The 16,845-nt window shown below is 42.8% G+C and carries 5 protein-coding genes; all 5 read left to right on the top strand.

The window, feature by feature from the left end; translation table 11 throughout:
• Positions 1-62: 62 nt before the first annotated feature.
• On the top strand, positions 63-635 hold the full coding sequence (locus BMF77_RS05000; protein WP_371735601.1) for a FecR domain-containing protein: 573 nt from the start codon (positions 63-65) through the stop codon (positions 633-635).
• A gap of 28 nt (positions 636-663) precedes the next feature.
• Complete coding sequence (locus BMF77_RS04995) at positions 664-2,268, top strand: diguanylate cyclase domain-containing protein (RefSeq protein ID WP_246863069.1); 1,605 nt, start codon at positions 664-666, stop codon at positions 2,266-2,268.
• Between the two features lie 574 nt (positions 2,269-2,842).
• Positions 2,843-9,934 carry an ExeM/NucH family extracellular endonuclease gene (locus BMF77_RS04990; RefSeq protein WP_148761130.1) on the top strand — a complete coding sequence of 2,364 codons (7,092 nt, stop codon included), beginning with the start codon at positions 2,843-2,845 and terminating at the stop codon, positions 9,932-9,934.
• Positions 9,935-10,059: 125 nt separating this feature from the next.
• Entirely contained in the window at positions 10,060-10,662 is a 603-nt protein-coding gene (locus BMF77_RS04985; protein ID WP_148761128.1) for a hypothetical protein, read from the top strand.
• Between the two features lie 213 nt (positions 10,663-10,875).
• On the top strand, positions 10,876-16,593 hold the full coding sequence (locus tag BMF77_RS04980) for a choice-of-anchor I family protein (RefSeq protein ID WP_148761126.1): 5,718 nt from the start codon (positions 10,876-10,878) through the stop codon (positions 16,591-16,593).
• Positions 16,594-16,845: the final 252 nt, after the last annotated feature.

The following is a 16,845-nucleotide window of genomic DNA, read 5'->3' as shown; positions in this document are numbered from 1 at the left end:
ATAGCATTGGTACAGGAAAGAATTCTCGGACGATGTTAGCATTAGATACAGAAATTGCTTTTGTGGAAGTGGCAGAAAATACAAAACTGCAAATTCAAAAACTGCATAGCACTAGTAATAATGGAAAAGTCACAGAGTTGCTGCTAACTGGTGGACAGGTGCGTTTAAAAGTACGTCCTTTGAACAATCGAGAATCTAGACTAGAAATTAAAACTCCAGCAGGGATTACAGGAGTCAGAGGTACAGAATTTGGTGTTAGTGTCCAACCTAGTGGGAAGACAGGGGTAGCAACTTTAAAAGGCCAGGTGGTAACATCTGCTCAAGGTAAAACTGTATCTGTAAATAAAGGTTTTCAAAGCTTTATAATTCCAGGAAAACCACCTTCACCTCCAGTGCGTTTACGAGATGATACTAGTTTGCAAATAAAAATCCTGGCAGATATGGGCAATCAACAGGCAAAAATTGCAGGTAAAGTAGATCCTGTGAATTTAATTATTTTAGCGAATGAATCATTAATAACCAATCAGAATGGAGAGTTTGAGGTGATAACAGCCCTTCCTAATAATCGAAAAATTGCAGTTAGTATCACAACACCTTTAGGAAAAAAGCAAAAGTATGAATTAGCTGTTCCTTAATAACAGGAAGAACTGAAAATGTATGATCATGTTCACAGAAATCCAGCGGTTATTTGGGAAATTGTTTCCTGGTTTTATAGCCATGTTGATAGTTATTTGTTTCCTGTTACTGGGAATTTTCCAACCTTTAGAATGGATAACATATAACACCCTATTCCGACTACGGGGAAATATTGACTGGAATCAGCAGATAGTAGTAGTGACAATAGATGACAAAAGTTTGGCAGTGTTTAAACAATTTCCCTGGACACGGACAAGATATATAGAGCTATTAAATGTACTCGATACAGCCCAGCCAAATGTAGTTGTCTTCGATATTATTTTTTCTGAGTCTAGCCCCGATGATACGGCTCTGGCAAAGGCTATGAAACAACATGGTAAAGTGGTATTGGCAGAGGCTTGGGATACTCAAGGAAAACCTTGGTTTCCTGTCCCTGAGCTAGAACAGGCCGCAATAACTACAGGACATATATTCAGTCACAAAGATGGAGATGGTATAATCCGTAATGTACAGCCACTAAAAAATGGTATTTCTTTATTAGGAATTGCGGCTATCCGGGCTTATGGAACTTTTATGGAAATACCTCCTTTGCCTAATTTAGAGCAGCCATTATGGATTAACTGGCCTAGTCAGGTTCAGCAAATGCCTCACTACTCCTTTAGTGATGTAGTGCAGGGGAAAGTATCAGCCGATTTATTTAAAAATAAAATTGTTTTAGTAGGAGTTACTGCTCCTGGTATTGATGTTTTAGTCACGCCCTTTAATTATGATCCACCCACGGGCGGAGTTTACTTACAAGCAACTTTTATTAATAATGTATTTCAAAATAATTTTCTCGATCTTTTTCCTTCTGGGGCATGGATAATATTATTACTATTGGCAGGTCCAGTCTGGGGTTTAGTAATTGTTCGTTGGCATTCTAGGAAAAAATTAGGATTCTGTATAGGGCTATGTGTACTCTGGGAAATTTTCAGTTTGCTCATGCTAAAAATAAATTATTGGTTACCTGTGGCTGCACCAATAACTTTATTAGGAATGACAACTGGAATTGTAATTTGGCAAGATGATCTGAACCTTAAAGCCGAAAATCAAACTCTCTACCGTCTGGCTAATTACGACAGCCTCACGCAAATTCCTAATCGTCACCGATTTGATGAATATTTGCAGCAAGAGTGGGGACGCATGGCCAGGGACAAATCTGCACTCTCCCTGATTTTGTGTGATGTAGATTTTTTTAAACGATATAACGATACTTACGGACATCAAGCGGGAGATAGTTGTTTACAAAAAGTGGCTTTTGCCATGAGTCAAGCTATTAAAAGACCTAGTGATTTAGTAGCGCGATATGGAGGAGAAGAATTTGTAGTAATTTTACCAAATACAAATGCAGAAGGTGCAATAGTTGTAGCCGAAAAAATCCGTGAGCAAGTGAAAATATTGGCAATTTTGCATTCAGCTTCTGAGGTAAGTCAATATGTTACGGTCAGTTTAGGAGTTACTACTTTAATTCCTACTGCTGATATTCCGGCTGCATTCTTCATTAAAACAGCAGACGACGCACTTTATCGTGCCAAAAAAGAAGGACGCGATCGCTTTTGTATGATTACTTCTAAAGACTTGGGTATAAATTAATAGTAATTTTGATATTACTGGTGAATTATCAATCAATTAAGTAGGTTAGCATTGAAAATCGTCGTTATAGCAAGGCAAGAGGCAAGAGGCAAGAGGCAAGAGTAAAGAAGTTTTCAGCGATTTTACGTTTCTTTACACAGTTTGGTTTTATTGTGTTCACCTACTTACACAGATCAGCCGATGATAGGGGAATATTTGATATTTATTGAATAATGACAAATTCAGATTTTATTAGTATAAATACGGCATTAATATTAACTGTTATTTAATTCTCTCCTAATTACTTCTTAATCTTACTGGGATAATCTAATTAATGACAGAAAAATTTACGACAAACAAGTAGTAATACGGTTGTTTTTTAGCAATTGCTGAAAATTAATCTCGATAACTCTCAAGCGAACTGCTTGCAGCAGCACTTCGCTATCACCCTAACTACAAATCTCATCTTTGCAGTTTGTTTTTTCCTGTCTACAAAAACATAATACCAACTTCTGCTGAATATAGCGATCGCTCATCAAAAATATTTACATAGTTTTCATTTACCAGCTAACTAACTTTTAAGGAAAAACTAACAATGCCAGCAGCTTCATATACGGGTGGTAATTACTCTCAGAACTTTGATAATCTCTTCACGACTGTACCTACTACTAATGGTACAACTCAGGCATCAAGCATTCTACCAGATGGTTGGACTTTTGTGGAAGCAGGAAGTGCTTTGAACACAACTCTTCGCGTGGATAATGGTTCAAGTGGCACAGGAGATACATTTCTCTATGGTGCTACAGGATCAAATGAAAGAGCATTAGGTTTGTTTGCATCTGGTTCTTTGACCTCTATCTTTGGCTTGGAGATAGTCAATAATACAGGCAATACATTAACTCAATTTACCCTCAGCTACACAGGTGAGCAGTGGAAGGATGGAGGAAGCACTAACGCAGTTAAAAATACTCTTGCTTTTTCTTATGGAATTGCTAATACTTCCATCACAACTGGATCATTTACCCCTGTTACTCAATTAGATTTTACAGCACCTATTAGCAATACAACCGGTGATGTGACTTTGAACGGTAATTTAACAGCTAATCAGGCTGCTCCGAATTTTACCATAACTGGTATTAATTGGGCTGGTGGCCAGTCTCTTTGGCTACGTTGGTCAGACATTAATGATCCGGGAAATGATGATGGACTAGCAATTGATAATGTCAGTTTTTCTGCGTCTACATCTGTTCCAACAACACCAACCGTCAATTTATCTGTAAACAGTAATACTGGAACGGAAGCAGGACAAACTGTAATTACCTTAACTGCCATAGCTTCTAGTCCCGTTTCTGGTAATCAAACAGTTAACTTAGCTGTAACTGGGAATGGTATCACCGCCAGCGATTACAATCTTAGCAATACCACAATTACCATTCCCAATGGACAAACTACAGGTTCTGTCACCTTCACTATTGCTGATGATACTTTACTTGAAGGACAAGAAACCGCCACATTAACCATCAGCAATCCTTCCTCTGGAATTACCCTGGGTAGCACTACTTCTCAAAATATCACCATCATAGATAATGAACTCTTTATCTCTGAGGTACATCCTGCTGGTAATGGCAATGGAACTTATGCTGCGGACTGGGTTGAAATCACCAATAATAGCACTAATGCAGTAGATATTAGTGGCTGGAAAATGGATGATGATTCTAACTCCTTTGCCGCTTCTGTGGCTTTGAGTGGTGTTAACAGCATTGCTCCTGGTCAATCCGTTGTATTTATTGAAGGAGATGCTACCAAAGTTAGTGCATTTAATGCTGCATGGTTTGGCACTAGCAATGCTCCCACGGGTTTTGTCATTGGGACTTACAGTGGTTCTGGTGTAGGCTTGAGTGCAACAAGTGATCAGGTAAATATCTTCGATGCCAGTGGAAATAAGATCACTGGTGTCAGTTTTGGTGTCGCAACCAATGGGTTCACATTCGACAATAAAAATACTGCTACCACTGTTTCCACCTTGAGTGCTGTGGGAGTTAATGGGGCGTTTGTTTCCTTCAATGGTGCGGAAACTGGTTCTCCTGGAACAACGGTTAATTCTACCTTACCCATAGTTACCATTGCTGCTACTGATGCCAATGCTGCGGAAACTGCACAAGATCCTGGTACATCCCGTATCAGCCGTACAGGAAGTCTAACTAATCCTCTCACGGTCAATTACACCATAACCACAGGAGTAGGACAAGCCACAAACGGTGTAGATTACACACCAACTTTAACAAGTACAGCAATAATCGCTTCTGGACAATCCTTTGTAGATATTACGATTACTCCAGTAGATGATCAAGAAATTGAAGGATCTGAAGCCGTCACACTAACGTTAAGTAGCAGTGCTAACTATACTGTGAACAATGCAACTGCCACGATGACGATTGCAGATAATGATGCTGTCAATACTGCACCAACAATTTTGGCAGACAACGAAACCGTTATTGATCCAGAGAAGATTACAGCTTTCTTGAGTTTACCCAATAGCAGCCCCACAGGTAGCCCTGCGGCCTTTGTCAGTGGTGTTATTAATGACCCCACCGACCCAGCAAAAACTATAGGTATTGAGTTTAATATTAGTGATGCAGAAACCTCAGCAGGTTCTCTCACAGTCACAGCAACCAGTAGTAACACAGCAGTTGTTAGTAATGCCAACCTAACAATTGCAGCTACAGGAAATAGCCGCAACCTGAAAATTAATCCTACAGGAGTTGGTTATAGCGATATTACTGTTACCGTCAGCGATGGTACATTAACTAATTCTTACGTAATTAAATATGCTGCTTCGGCTGCATCTACTACCCCATCCACAAGTCGTTTCTTAACAGGGGCAAGCAACGCTTCAACGGCGGTTGTCATTGACTCCAACTATATATTAGTGGGTGATGATGAAAATCAAGCATTGCGTTTATACGATCGCAATAATTCCGGTTTACCCCTCACATCCTTTGACTACACTTCATTATTAGGATTAACTGACATCAGTGGTGGTGTACCCCGTGAAGTAGATATCGAAGCCTCTACTAAAGTGGGTAATCGCATCTTCTGGATGGGTTCTCAAAGTAATAATGATTCTGGTAGTAATCGGCCGAACCGCGATCGCGTTTTTGCCACAGATATCTCAGGAACAGGTGCAAACACCACCCTTAGCTATGTTGGTCGCTACGACTTCCTAGAAGAAGACATCATTGCTTGGGATCAAAATAACCTGCATGGTAAAGGTGCAAATTACTACGGACTAGCTGCTAGTGCTACTGCTGGAGTAGGTTCTAAACAATCCAGTGGCTACAACATTGAAGGTCTGGAAATGTCTCCAGATAATACCACGGCATACATTGCTTTCCGTGCGCCACAAGAACCAACTACTACTCGGACTAAAGCCTTAATTGTTCCCGTTACTAATTTTACATCCCTATTATCTACCAGTGGTGGTGGTACACAAGGAACTGCGACCTTTAGCGCACCCATCGAATTAGACTTAGGTGGTCGGGGGATTCGGGAAATTAGAAAAAATGCTGCCAACCAGTATGTAATTATTGCTGGTCCTGGTGGAGATGCTACAGGAGTTGCCCCCAACGACTTCCGACTCTACACCTGGACAGGTAATGCCAGTGATGCCCCGGTATTGCGTACTGCTGATCTGACATCCTTAACTGTGGGTGGTAGTTTTGAATCAATAGTTGAACTTCCTAGTTCCCTGACTAGCACCAGTCAAATCCAACTGCTGGTTGACAATGGTGATACCGTTTACTATAACGACGGTACAATCGCCAAAGATGTCACAGCTAACTACCAGAAGTCCCGCAGTGAAATTGTTACCTTGGGGAATGCGATCGTCCCACTACCAGCAGGTACAATTTCACTTAATAGTCCTTATTCCCAAAATTTTGATAGCCTCAGTTCCAGTAATGCAACTTGGACAGATTCCACAAGCCTGACTGGTTGGTATGCAGCTTATAGTAGCTCAACCTTAACCACCACAATTACTGCTGGAACTGGATCGAGCAACACGGGAAGTCTTTACAGCTTTGGTGCAACAGCAAGCTCAGACAGAGCTTTAGGTTCAACTTCCTCTAACGCTTCGGGAACTATATTCTACGGTGCGCGATTCTTTAATGACACTGGCGCAACCATTTCCTCCCTCTCAGTTAATTACATTGGCGAACAATGGCGCAATGGTGGCAATACAACCCCACAGAAACTAGACTTTGCTTACCAAATTGGTGCTACTAGCATCACTGCGGGAACTTGGACTGATGTAAACTCTCTAGACTTCACCAGTCCAGTGGCTACTGCTACCCTTACAGCGTTGGATGGTAATGCCAGCACCAACCGCGTCAGTCTTTCTAGCTCTTTCACTGGCTTCTCCCTGGCCGCAGGCCAAGAAATCTGGCTGCGCTGGTCTGATATCAATGATGCAGGTAATGATCATGGTTTAGCCATTGATAATTTACAGGTTTCTACTTCAGCATTGCCCGGTGTCAGTATTGTGCAGTCAGGTGGTAATACCAACGTTACTGAAGGTGGTGCAACTGATAGTTATACAGTCGTATTAAGCACCCAACCTACTGCAAATGTCACTATTACCATCTCTCCTGATTCCCAAATAACAACGAGTGCAACCACTCTCACTTTCACAACTGCTAACTGGAATGTTGCTCAAACTGTGACAGTGACAGCAGTAGATGATGCTGCAATAGAAGGAACTCACAACGGCATTATCTCCCACACAGCAATCAGTAACGATGGCAGTTACAACAGTATTAGTATTACCTCAGTGACGGCAACAATTACAGATAATGATTTTGCTTCTGTAATTACCAAAATTAGCCAAATTCAAGGCAGTGGTGCAACGGCAGCGTTGACAGGTACTCAAACCATTGAAGGGATTGTTACTCGCGCCTTCCAAGGTACTACCAAACTCAACGGCTTCTACGTTCAAGAAGAAGATGCTGATGCTGATGGCAACTCTGCTACATCAGAAGCTATTTTCGTTTACGACCCTTCAGGATTATTTACAGGTAATATAGGTGATAAAGTCCGAGTCACTGGCACAGTTGCAGAATTCACCAGTGGCACATCCAGTAGTTTAACTCAGCTTACCAGTCTCACCAATGTTACTAACTTAGGTGCAAGCACTTTACCTACTGTTACCAATATCCAATTACCCGTTACTAGCGTCACTGATTTAGAACGTTACGAAGGGATGTTAGTTAATATTAGTGCTGGCAGTGGCAACCTCACCGTTACCGAAAATTACCAATTAGGACGTTATGGACAGGTAGTTTTGGCGGCTGATGGGTTTAGTAACCAAGCGGGAACAGATGCCCGACTTGACCAATATACTCAATTTAATGCACCTAGTGTGAGTGGGTACGCAACATATCAAGCTGATATTGCCAAACGCAAAATCTACTTAGATGACGGTAGCGGGACTCAAAACTTAGACCCCACCATTTTCGGTCGTGGTGGTAATCCTCTCGGTGCTGCTAATACCCTCCGCAGTGGTGATACTGTTGCTAATATTACGGGAATTTTAGATGAGCGTTTTGAAGGGTATCGTATCCAAACCTCTACAGGTGTTAACTTTACCCCCAGCAATGCTCGCCCAAATACTCCTCCCGCAGTGGGTGGTACGCTCAAAGTATCTAGTTTTAACGTTCTCAACTACTTCAATGGTAATGGGACTGGTGGAGGTTTCCCGACTCCTAGAGGTGCTAACAATGTAACTGAGTTTAATCGTCAGCGCGACAAAATTATCCAAGCCATTATTAATTCCGGCGCTGATGTGATGGGATTAATGGAGATAGAAAATGATGGTTATGGTTCTACCAGTGCAATTCAGGATTTAATTAATGGATTAAATGCGATTGCTGGCGCTGGTACTTATGCCTTTATTAATCCTGACGCTAGTTTGGGAAGTGATGCGATCGCTGTAGGATTAATTTACAAGTCTAGCAAAGTTACCCCAGTTGGTGCTGCGGCAACTATGCCCGATAATTACGGTACTGGTGCATTTGACGTAGTTGGACGTAAACCCCTAGCGCAAACATTCCAACAAATCTCCACTGGTGAACTATTTACCGCCGTTGTCAATCACTTCAAATCTAAAGGTTCTAGTTCTGGTGGTGTTGGTGATGCTGACGCTGGAGATGGTCAAGGTTTATCTAATGGCACTCGCACCCGTCAAGCACAGGATTTAGCACAATGGTTAGCCACAAAACCCACAGGCACCAATGACGCTGATTATTTACTGTTGGGAGACTTCAACGCCTATGCCCAAGAAGACCCCATTACAACCTTAGCCAGCGCTGGATATGGCAACCTGTTATCCAATACCTCTTATTCCTACGTTTTTGATGGACAAGTAGGTGCGCTTGATCATGCTTTAGGTAACAACAGTTTAGCCACCCAAGTTACAGGAGCAGAAAAATGGCACATTAATGCCGATGAACCTACGGTTTTAGATTACAATACTGAGTTTAAGTCAGCAGGGCAAATCATCAGTTTATACAATGCTGACCAATTCCGTGCTTCTGATCATGATCCAGTATTGGTAGGACTAAATCTTAATAGCGCCCCTAGCAACGTGACTTTAAGTGCGACCAGCACGAATGAAAATGTCACTGCCAATAGCCTAGTCGGGACTTTTAGCACTACTGACCCGACTATCGGCGATACTTTCACCTATAGCTTTGTTCCTGGCACTAATGACAATGCAGCTTTCACTATTAGCCAGAATCAACTGCAAATCAAGGCTTCCCCAAATTTTGAGACCAAATCCATTTACAACATCCGGGTGAGAACCACCGACAATGGTGGACTGACCTTCGATAAGGCTTTGACTATCAACGTTAATGACCTCAACGAAGCGCCAGTTATCAATACACCGATTCCCTTACAGACAGTAGATAACACCAGTGTCTTTAACTACACTATTCCCAATAATGTCTTCTCAGATCCAGAAGGAGATGCTCTCACTTACAGCGCGTCTGGACTGCCCAGTTGGTTGACTTTTAGCCCCACTACCAAAACATTTACAGGAACAGCAAATACATTGGGTACAAATACGATAGGCGTTTCTGTCAATGATGGTTACGGACATACAACCAGTACCAACTTTGATGTTGTCGTCAGAACGGGAACAAAGATCAGCACGGGCTTAACTGGTGTAATAGACTTCAGCACTAGCACGACTCCAACTAATATTGTCGGTAGCGCAGGTGCTGACACAATTTATGGTGGTTCTGCTGCTGACTATATACAAGGAGGCGATGGCAACGACACTATCTATGGTGGTGCGGGTAACGATCGCATCTATGGTGGTGCGGGTGATGACATTCTCCGTGGTGGACTTGGCAACGACAATCTTTACGGAGGACTGGGTAGAGATACCTTTGTCCTAGAACAAGGTAAGGGATTTGACATTGCCAATGACTTTACGCCTGTAAATGATTACTTGGGACTGTCTGGAACGCTCACTTTCGGTACGGGTAACTCAACCACTGATGTTACAGTTTCTGCCTTAGGAACAACTAATACTAAGGTATTTGGTCCTGATGGGGTGGAGTTGATGCGATTGCTGAATGTAACCCCCGGTCAGCTTACTGCTGCCAATTTTCATAGTGGCTTTTAACAGGCAAGAATAACAAATTGAAGATTAAAAACGCCTGAAATCATTGTATTAGATGAATTGAAGGCGTTTTAATCAAATTCATTAGGCAATTCAATATTAGTTAGTTATCTGAGGAGATCGCAATCATGAAATTACAAAATACAGTCCGTCATTTGGTTCAATTTTCATTATTTACCATAGTCATGACTTTTGGTCTTGTACCATCGGCTTATGCCATAAGTTTTAACCTTAGTTGGACTGGTAATTCTGGAACCAAATTAACGGGAACATTTGAGGGAACTGCAAATAATGATGGATTGATTGGAACGGTGAATGGTATTAATAGTATCACAGCTTTTAATGTTACCTTTACTGATTATGGAAATAACCCACCAGTAACCTACAATTTGTCGGATCTCAATAGCCCTACCTCTTCTCCGAATTTTAATTTCATTTACGACACCAATAGCAAAAAGGTACTACAATCTGGCGATCCGCTCACTAGTACAGGTTTTTCTATTGGTAGTGACACTGGGTATCTTCTAGAATCCACATCAACCAATGGTATTACTTTTACAGATTTCACTGGTCAGTTCAATAATGATAGCGGTGCTACTGGTAGTTTAAATGCAACTCCCGTACCCTTTGAATCTTCGCCTGTAGCCCCATTAACAGTATTACCAATTTTAGGCTTAATGGGTTTTTATCGGCAACGGCAAAGGCGTAAAATGGTTGCTGTAGATAAGTAACCTGCAACCTTTGTAGTACAATTCATGTAGCTTGAAAAGAAAGATTGTTTTTGTAGTTGATTTTTTATGGTCTACAACAACATAATACCAACTTATGCTGAATATAGCGATCGCCCCAACTACAGACAAAGCTCGTTTTTGTAGTTGATCCAAAAGCGATCGCACAAATCTCTACTAGATTTTCTCAAAACTACATTTTAGTAAATTTTAATTATGGCAATTAATCAAGGCGATATTGCGTTTATTGGGATTAATACAAACGGCACAGACTGGGTGGCTTTTGTAGTACTCAATAATATTGCGGCTGGTGATGTCATTTACTTTACTGATAATGAACTCACTAGCACCAGCGCCACAACCTTTAATACTGGCGAATCCTATACCAAGTGGACTGCGCCTGTGGGTGGAGTAACTGCGGGAACGGTTGTGATCATCAATTCTTTTGATACTACTACCCCCGTCGCCACGATTGGTACGGCTAATGCTGTAACTTTTGCCTTATCAGCAACTCGAGGTCTCGACAATGCGTCTGATGTTGTTTACGCCTACACTGCTACCAGTGACTCAACAGTAGATACTCCTAGCACCCATCTTGCATATATTAACATCGGCAATACTGTTGATGGAGTTGCCCCTGTTTCCCTTGCTGCTAATTTACAGATTAGCTTCACTGATGGTCGTGATAGTGCAGTGTACACAGGTAGTCACACAGGACAAACTTCTTTAGCAAATTATCTGAATTTAATCTCAAATACTAATAATTGGAGCAATGGAGCTAACGCCACCCTGAGTTCTGCCCTAAATGTTAATACCTTCACTGTAGGTCCTTCTCCTGCTGTTAATCTATCCGTTAGTAGCACTACTGGTACAGAAGCAGGAACAACAATTATCACCGTTACCGCTACAGCTTCTAGTGTCGTTTCCGGTAATCAAACAGTTAACTTAGAAGTATCAGGAACTGGCATCACAACCAGCGATTACTACCTCAGTAACACTACAATTACTATTCCCAATGGACAAACTTCTGGTTCTATGTCCTTTATTGTGGCTGATGATGCCGTAGTTGAAGGAACAGAAACCGCAACTTTAACAATTAGTACACCATCTCCGGGCATCTCTTTGGGGACGGCAACTTCCCAAAATATTACTATTACCAACAATGACTCCAGCTTTTTAACTAAAGTTGGTGGCATTGCCAGTGCTAATGGGGCGGAAATATCGGCTTTTGACCCAGTTAGCAAACGGCTATTTGTAGTTGCTGGCAGTACCATTGAATTTTATACCGTCAGCAATACTGGCGCTCTGGCTTTAGCTGGTAGTTTAACCCCCACAATTACACCTCCTGGAGGTACGGCATTAATTCCCAACAGTGTGGCAGTGAAAAATGGTGTGGTTGCTGTGGCTTATGCTGTGCAGAACACTTCAACTTTAGCCCAACTAACAGGAAAAGTAGCTTTCTTTAATGCTGGGAATGGTAGCTTTATCAATGCGGTAGATGTGGGAGCATTGCCTGATATGCTTACCTTTACAGCTGATGGGACAAAGGTATTGGTAGCGAATGAGGGAGAACCCAACAGCTACAACCAAACTAATTCTGTTGATCCAGAAGGTTCTGTTAGCATTATCAATATTGCTGGTGGTGTTGCCAGTGCTACAGTACAAACTGCCACTTTTACCAGTTTTAATAGTCAGATTGCATCCTTAAAAGCATCTGGTGTGAGAATTACCGGACCCGGTTCAACAGTTGCCCAGGATTTAGAACCAGAATACATTGCTGTAGCACCCGATGGTTTAACAGCGCGAATTACATTGCAAGAAAACAATGCCGTTGCGATTCTGGATATTGCCACTGCCACAATTACCCAAATTATCCCCTTGGGTGTAAAAGATTATAGTCTTCCCGGTAATGGCATAGATGCTAGTGATCAAGATGGTGGGATTAATATTCAAAACTGGCCTATATTTGGATTATATCAACCAGATGCGATCGCTAGTTTTAGCATTAATGGTCAAGCCTACTACATCACTGCCAACGAAGGTGATTCCCGTGCCTATACAGGATTTAATGAAGAAATTCGCGTTGGTGCAGCCGGATATGTTTTAGATCCAACAGTTTTCCCCAATGCAGCAACCCTGAAACTAAACGCTAATTTGGGACGTTTGCAACTAACCAACGCCACAGGAGACACCGACGGAGACGGAGATATTGATCGGATAGAATCATTTGGAGCGAGATCCTTCTCTATTTGGAATAGCAACGGGACTCAAGTATTTGATAGTGGCGAGCAACTGGAACAAATCACAGCCACAAGAGTTCCCACCCTATTTAACTCCGATGGTACAGCCGCCAGCTTTGACAGCCGCAGCGACAACAAAGGACCAGAACCGGAAGGTGTGGCAGTGGGAGTTATCAACGGTCGTACTTATGCCTTTATTGGTTTAGAACGGACAGGAGATGTGATTGTTTATGATGTCAGCAATCCTAACCAGCCCAAATTCATCCAATATATCAACATCCCCGACGATGTTGCCATTGAAGGATTAACCTTTATTTCTGCCGCAGATAGTCCCACAGGTAAACCCCTGTTAGCTACTGCTAACGAAGTTAGTAAAACCGTTGCCATATTTGAAATCAATACACCAGTATTTGACTTTAGTAATGCCAACTACAGCGTTACAGAAGGCAACACATCTGGTTTTAATACCAATGCCACAGTGAGAATCACTCGTAGTGGCATTATCAGTGGTACAGATACCGTACAACTGCTATTAAGTGATGGTACAGCCAAAGGTAGTGCTGCTGCTCCCACTGTAGATACAACTAAAGGACTGAGCAGTTCTGCCACTCCTTATATCATCCCCACAACACCAGGATCGGGTGTTAGTGTGAAATCCATCCTCACTGTTGGGGATTCAGTCAACAACAAACCCGACGGTACACCCTATAAGATGGTGGGTGTTCCCGATGGTTTGGGAGCATTTGACAACGGTGATGGTACTTTCACCTTGTTGATGAACCAAGAAATTGGCAGCACTGGCGGCATTACCCGCGCTCACGGTGGTAAAGGTGCATTCGTTTCCAGTTGGGTGATCAATAAATCTGATTTGGCAGTTGTGAGTGGTAGTGATCTTATTCAAAATGTTTACAACTGGAATGCTGTTACCCAAAGTTCTAATACCACCCCTAACAATGCAGCTAACCTAAATGGAATTGCCTTTACAGCACTTTGTTCTGCGGATCTCGCTGCGCCTACGGCTTACTATAACGCCGCTACTGGACTTGGTTCTCAATCGCGGATTTTCCTGAATGGCGAAGAAGCCGGTTCTACTGGTTATGCACTAGCTACAGTCGCTACTGGTGCTAATAAGGGAAATACATACATCCTCGGCAAGTTCAATCTCTCCACCAATGGCTCAGGGTTAACCGGTGTTGGTGGTTGGGAAAATGCCCTGGCCAATCCCTTCGCCCAAGATAAAACCATCGTAATCGGCAACAACGATGGTGGTACGGGACTCATGCGTCAATCTGTTGGGGTTTATGTGGGTACTAAGCAAAATACTGGGACTGAGATTGATAAAGCTGGTTTGACCAATGGCACGCTTAAATTTGTGAACGTAGCTGGCATGATGACTGAAGGCTCAACGTCTCGTGGGGCTACGGTTGCACCAGCCACTCCCGCGAACGGAACTGCGTTCACCCTTAGCAGCACGACTGCCACCTCCTTCCTTCGTCCTGAAGATGGCGCTTGGAATCCCCTCAATCCTAGTCAATACTTTTTCGTGACCACAGACCGGATTGATGAAGTAAGCGATGGCACTGGTACTCAGGTTGGGCGTACCCGTCTCTGGCGCTTGAATTTCACCGATATTACCAACCCTGATGCAGGTGGTACAATTGACCTACTTATTGATGGAGATATAGTCAATGGAGTAAAAGTCAATATGTTCGACAACATGACCGTTGATAAATATGGTCATATTCTCCTTCAAGAAGATGTGGGGGGTGCTGCTCACAATGGCAAAATTTGGCAGTACGACATCGCTACTGACACATTAAAACTGCTGGCTAAACATGATCCGGATCGATTCGGTGATATTGGGGTTGCTGCAACTCCACCATTCAACAACAATGAGGAATCATCTGGGATTATTGATGCTCAAGATATCCTTGGTCCTGGTTGGTTTTTACTTGATACCCAAGCCCATTACGGCATTTCTGGGGAACTGGCAGCCGGTGGACAATTGCAAGCACTTTTCAATCCTGACACCTACAAAGCTTATCAAGCGGACTACACCAATACACCAATTACTGTTACCTTCGCTCCTGGTGAAACTTACAAGGATGTGCAGATTCCCGTTGCTGGGGATACGAATGTAGAACCCAACGAAACTGTCAACCTGAGCCTAGCAAATCCCAGCACTGGCAGTTTAGTGGGAACTAAGCAGCCCAATGCGGTGCTAACGATTCAAAGTTATGACCCTCCTACCAACGTGACTTTAAGTGCTACCAGCACGAATGAAAATGTCACTGCCAATAGCGTAGTCGGGACTTTTAGCACTACTGACCCGACTATCGGCGATACTTTCACCTATAGCTTTGTTGCTGGCACAAATGACAATGCAGCTTTCACTATTAACGGGAATCAATTACTGATTAATGCTTCCCCAAATTTTGAAGCTAAGTCTAGTTACAGCATCCGGGTGAGAACTAGCGACAATGGTGGTTTGACCTTCGATAAGGCTTTGACTATCAACGTTAATGACCTCAACGAAGCTCCCACAAATCTGGCATTAAGTGCTACCAACGTCAACGAGAATATTGCAGCCAACTCAGTGATTGGCACGTTCTCCAGCACAGACCCAGATACAGGTAACACCTTTACCTACAGCTTAGTTAGTGGTACAGGTGCAACCGATGACAGTTCCTTCACCATTAGTGGGAATCAACTGCAAATTAACGCCTCCCCAGATTTTGAAACCAAATCCATTTACAACATCCGGGTCAGAACCATCGACAATGGTGGTTTGACCTTCGAGAAGGCTTTGACTATCAATATTAATGATGTCAATGAAGCGCCCATCGTCAGCAATTTAATTCCCTCCCAACGTGGGGAAAACGGTCAAGCCTTCACCTACACCTTACCAACCAATATCTTTAGTGATCCTGAAGGGAAACCACTCACTTTCAGCACATCTGGACTTCCCGCGTGGCTGTCCTTTAATGCCAATACTCGCACCCTGACCGGAACTCCTAGCAGTACTGGTACTTTTGCGATCGCTGTCCAAGCATCTGACGGTGTGGGAAATGTGTCCACCAATTTCTCAATTAACGTTGCTGCTGCCACCGTTAGCCAAGATTTGAGCAGCAGTAATGCTGGGCAAACAATTACAGCCTCCGCAGGTTCAGAAGTAGCTACCTATACAACAGGCTCTGGTGACGATACTATTAATGCCAGTGCGAGAACAGGAGTCGTCACAGTTTACGCCAACGCTGGTAATGACAACATTTGGGGTGGTACTGGTAATGACTTCCTTTATGGTGGTGCTGGTAATGACACGCTCTCCGGTGGCTTAGGCAGTGACCGACTCTATGGAGAAGACAATAATGACATTCTCTATGGTGGTGCTGGCAACGACTTACTTTATGGCGGTAATGGAAATGACACGCTCTATGGTGGTGCTGGTAATGACAACCTTTGGGGTAACGCAGGTGCTGATATCTTTGTCCTTGAACCAGGTAACGGGGCTGATACCATCCGCGACTACGAGGATGGGATTGACAAGTTGGGCTTCAGCTTTGGTGCTGTGTCTTTTGTTCAAAGTGCTGCTAATGCTCAAATTAAACTCACCAGTGATGGCTCACTTCTAGCAACTTTGAATAACGTCAATATCAGTGTTCTTAACAGTTCGGATTTCACCACTGTCTTCTAGATAAAAGCTGACTACTGACCAATCACCGTTAGGGTTTAGTAGCTGGTAAAACCTATAGCCAGACTGGGAATTAATTCCCAGTCTCATCGCCAAAGTCATCTAACCCACCTTCCGCACCCTAAACTGTCACACAACGAAAAATGGTCGTTTGGGGATTTGAGATTGGCGATAGCCACCTAAGATTTCGACAGTTTTGTATCAAAATTATCATTAAATGTATTCAAAAATCCGAAATTACCGATTGTGACACTG

Source organism: Dolichospermum sp. UHCC 0315A (genome assembly GCF_008121535.1).
GTDB lineage: Bacteria > Cyanobacteriota > Cyanobacteriia > Cyanobacteriales > Nostocaceae > Dolichospermum > Dolichospermum lemmermannii.
Note: the sequence above shows the minus strand (reverse complement) of the source record. Positions and strands in the feature narration are given on the sequence as shown.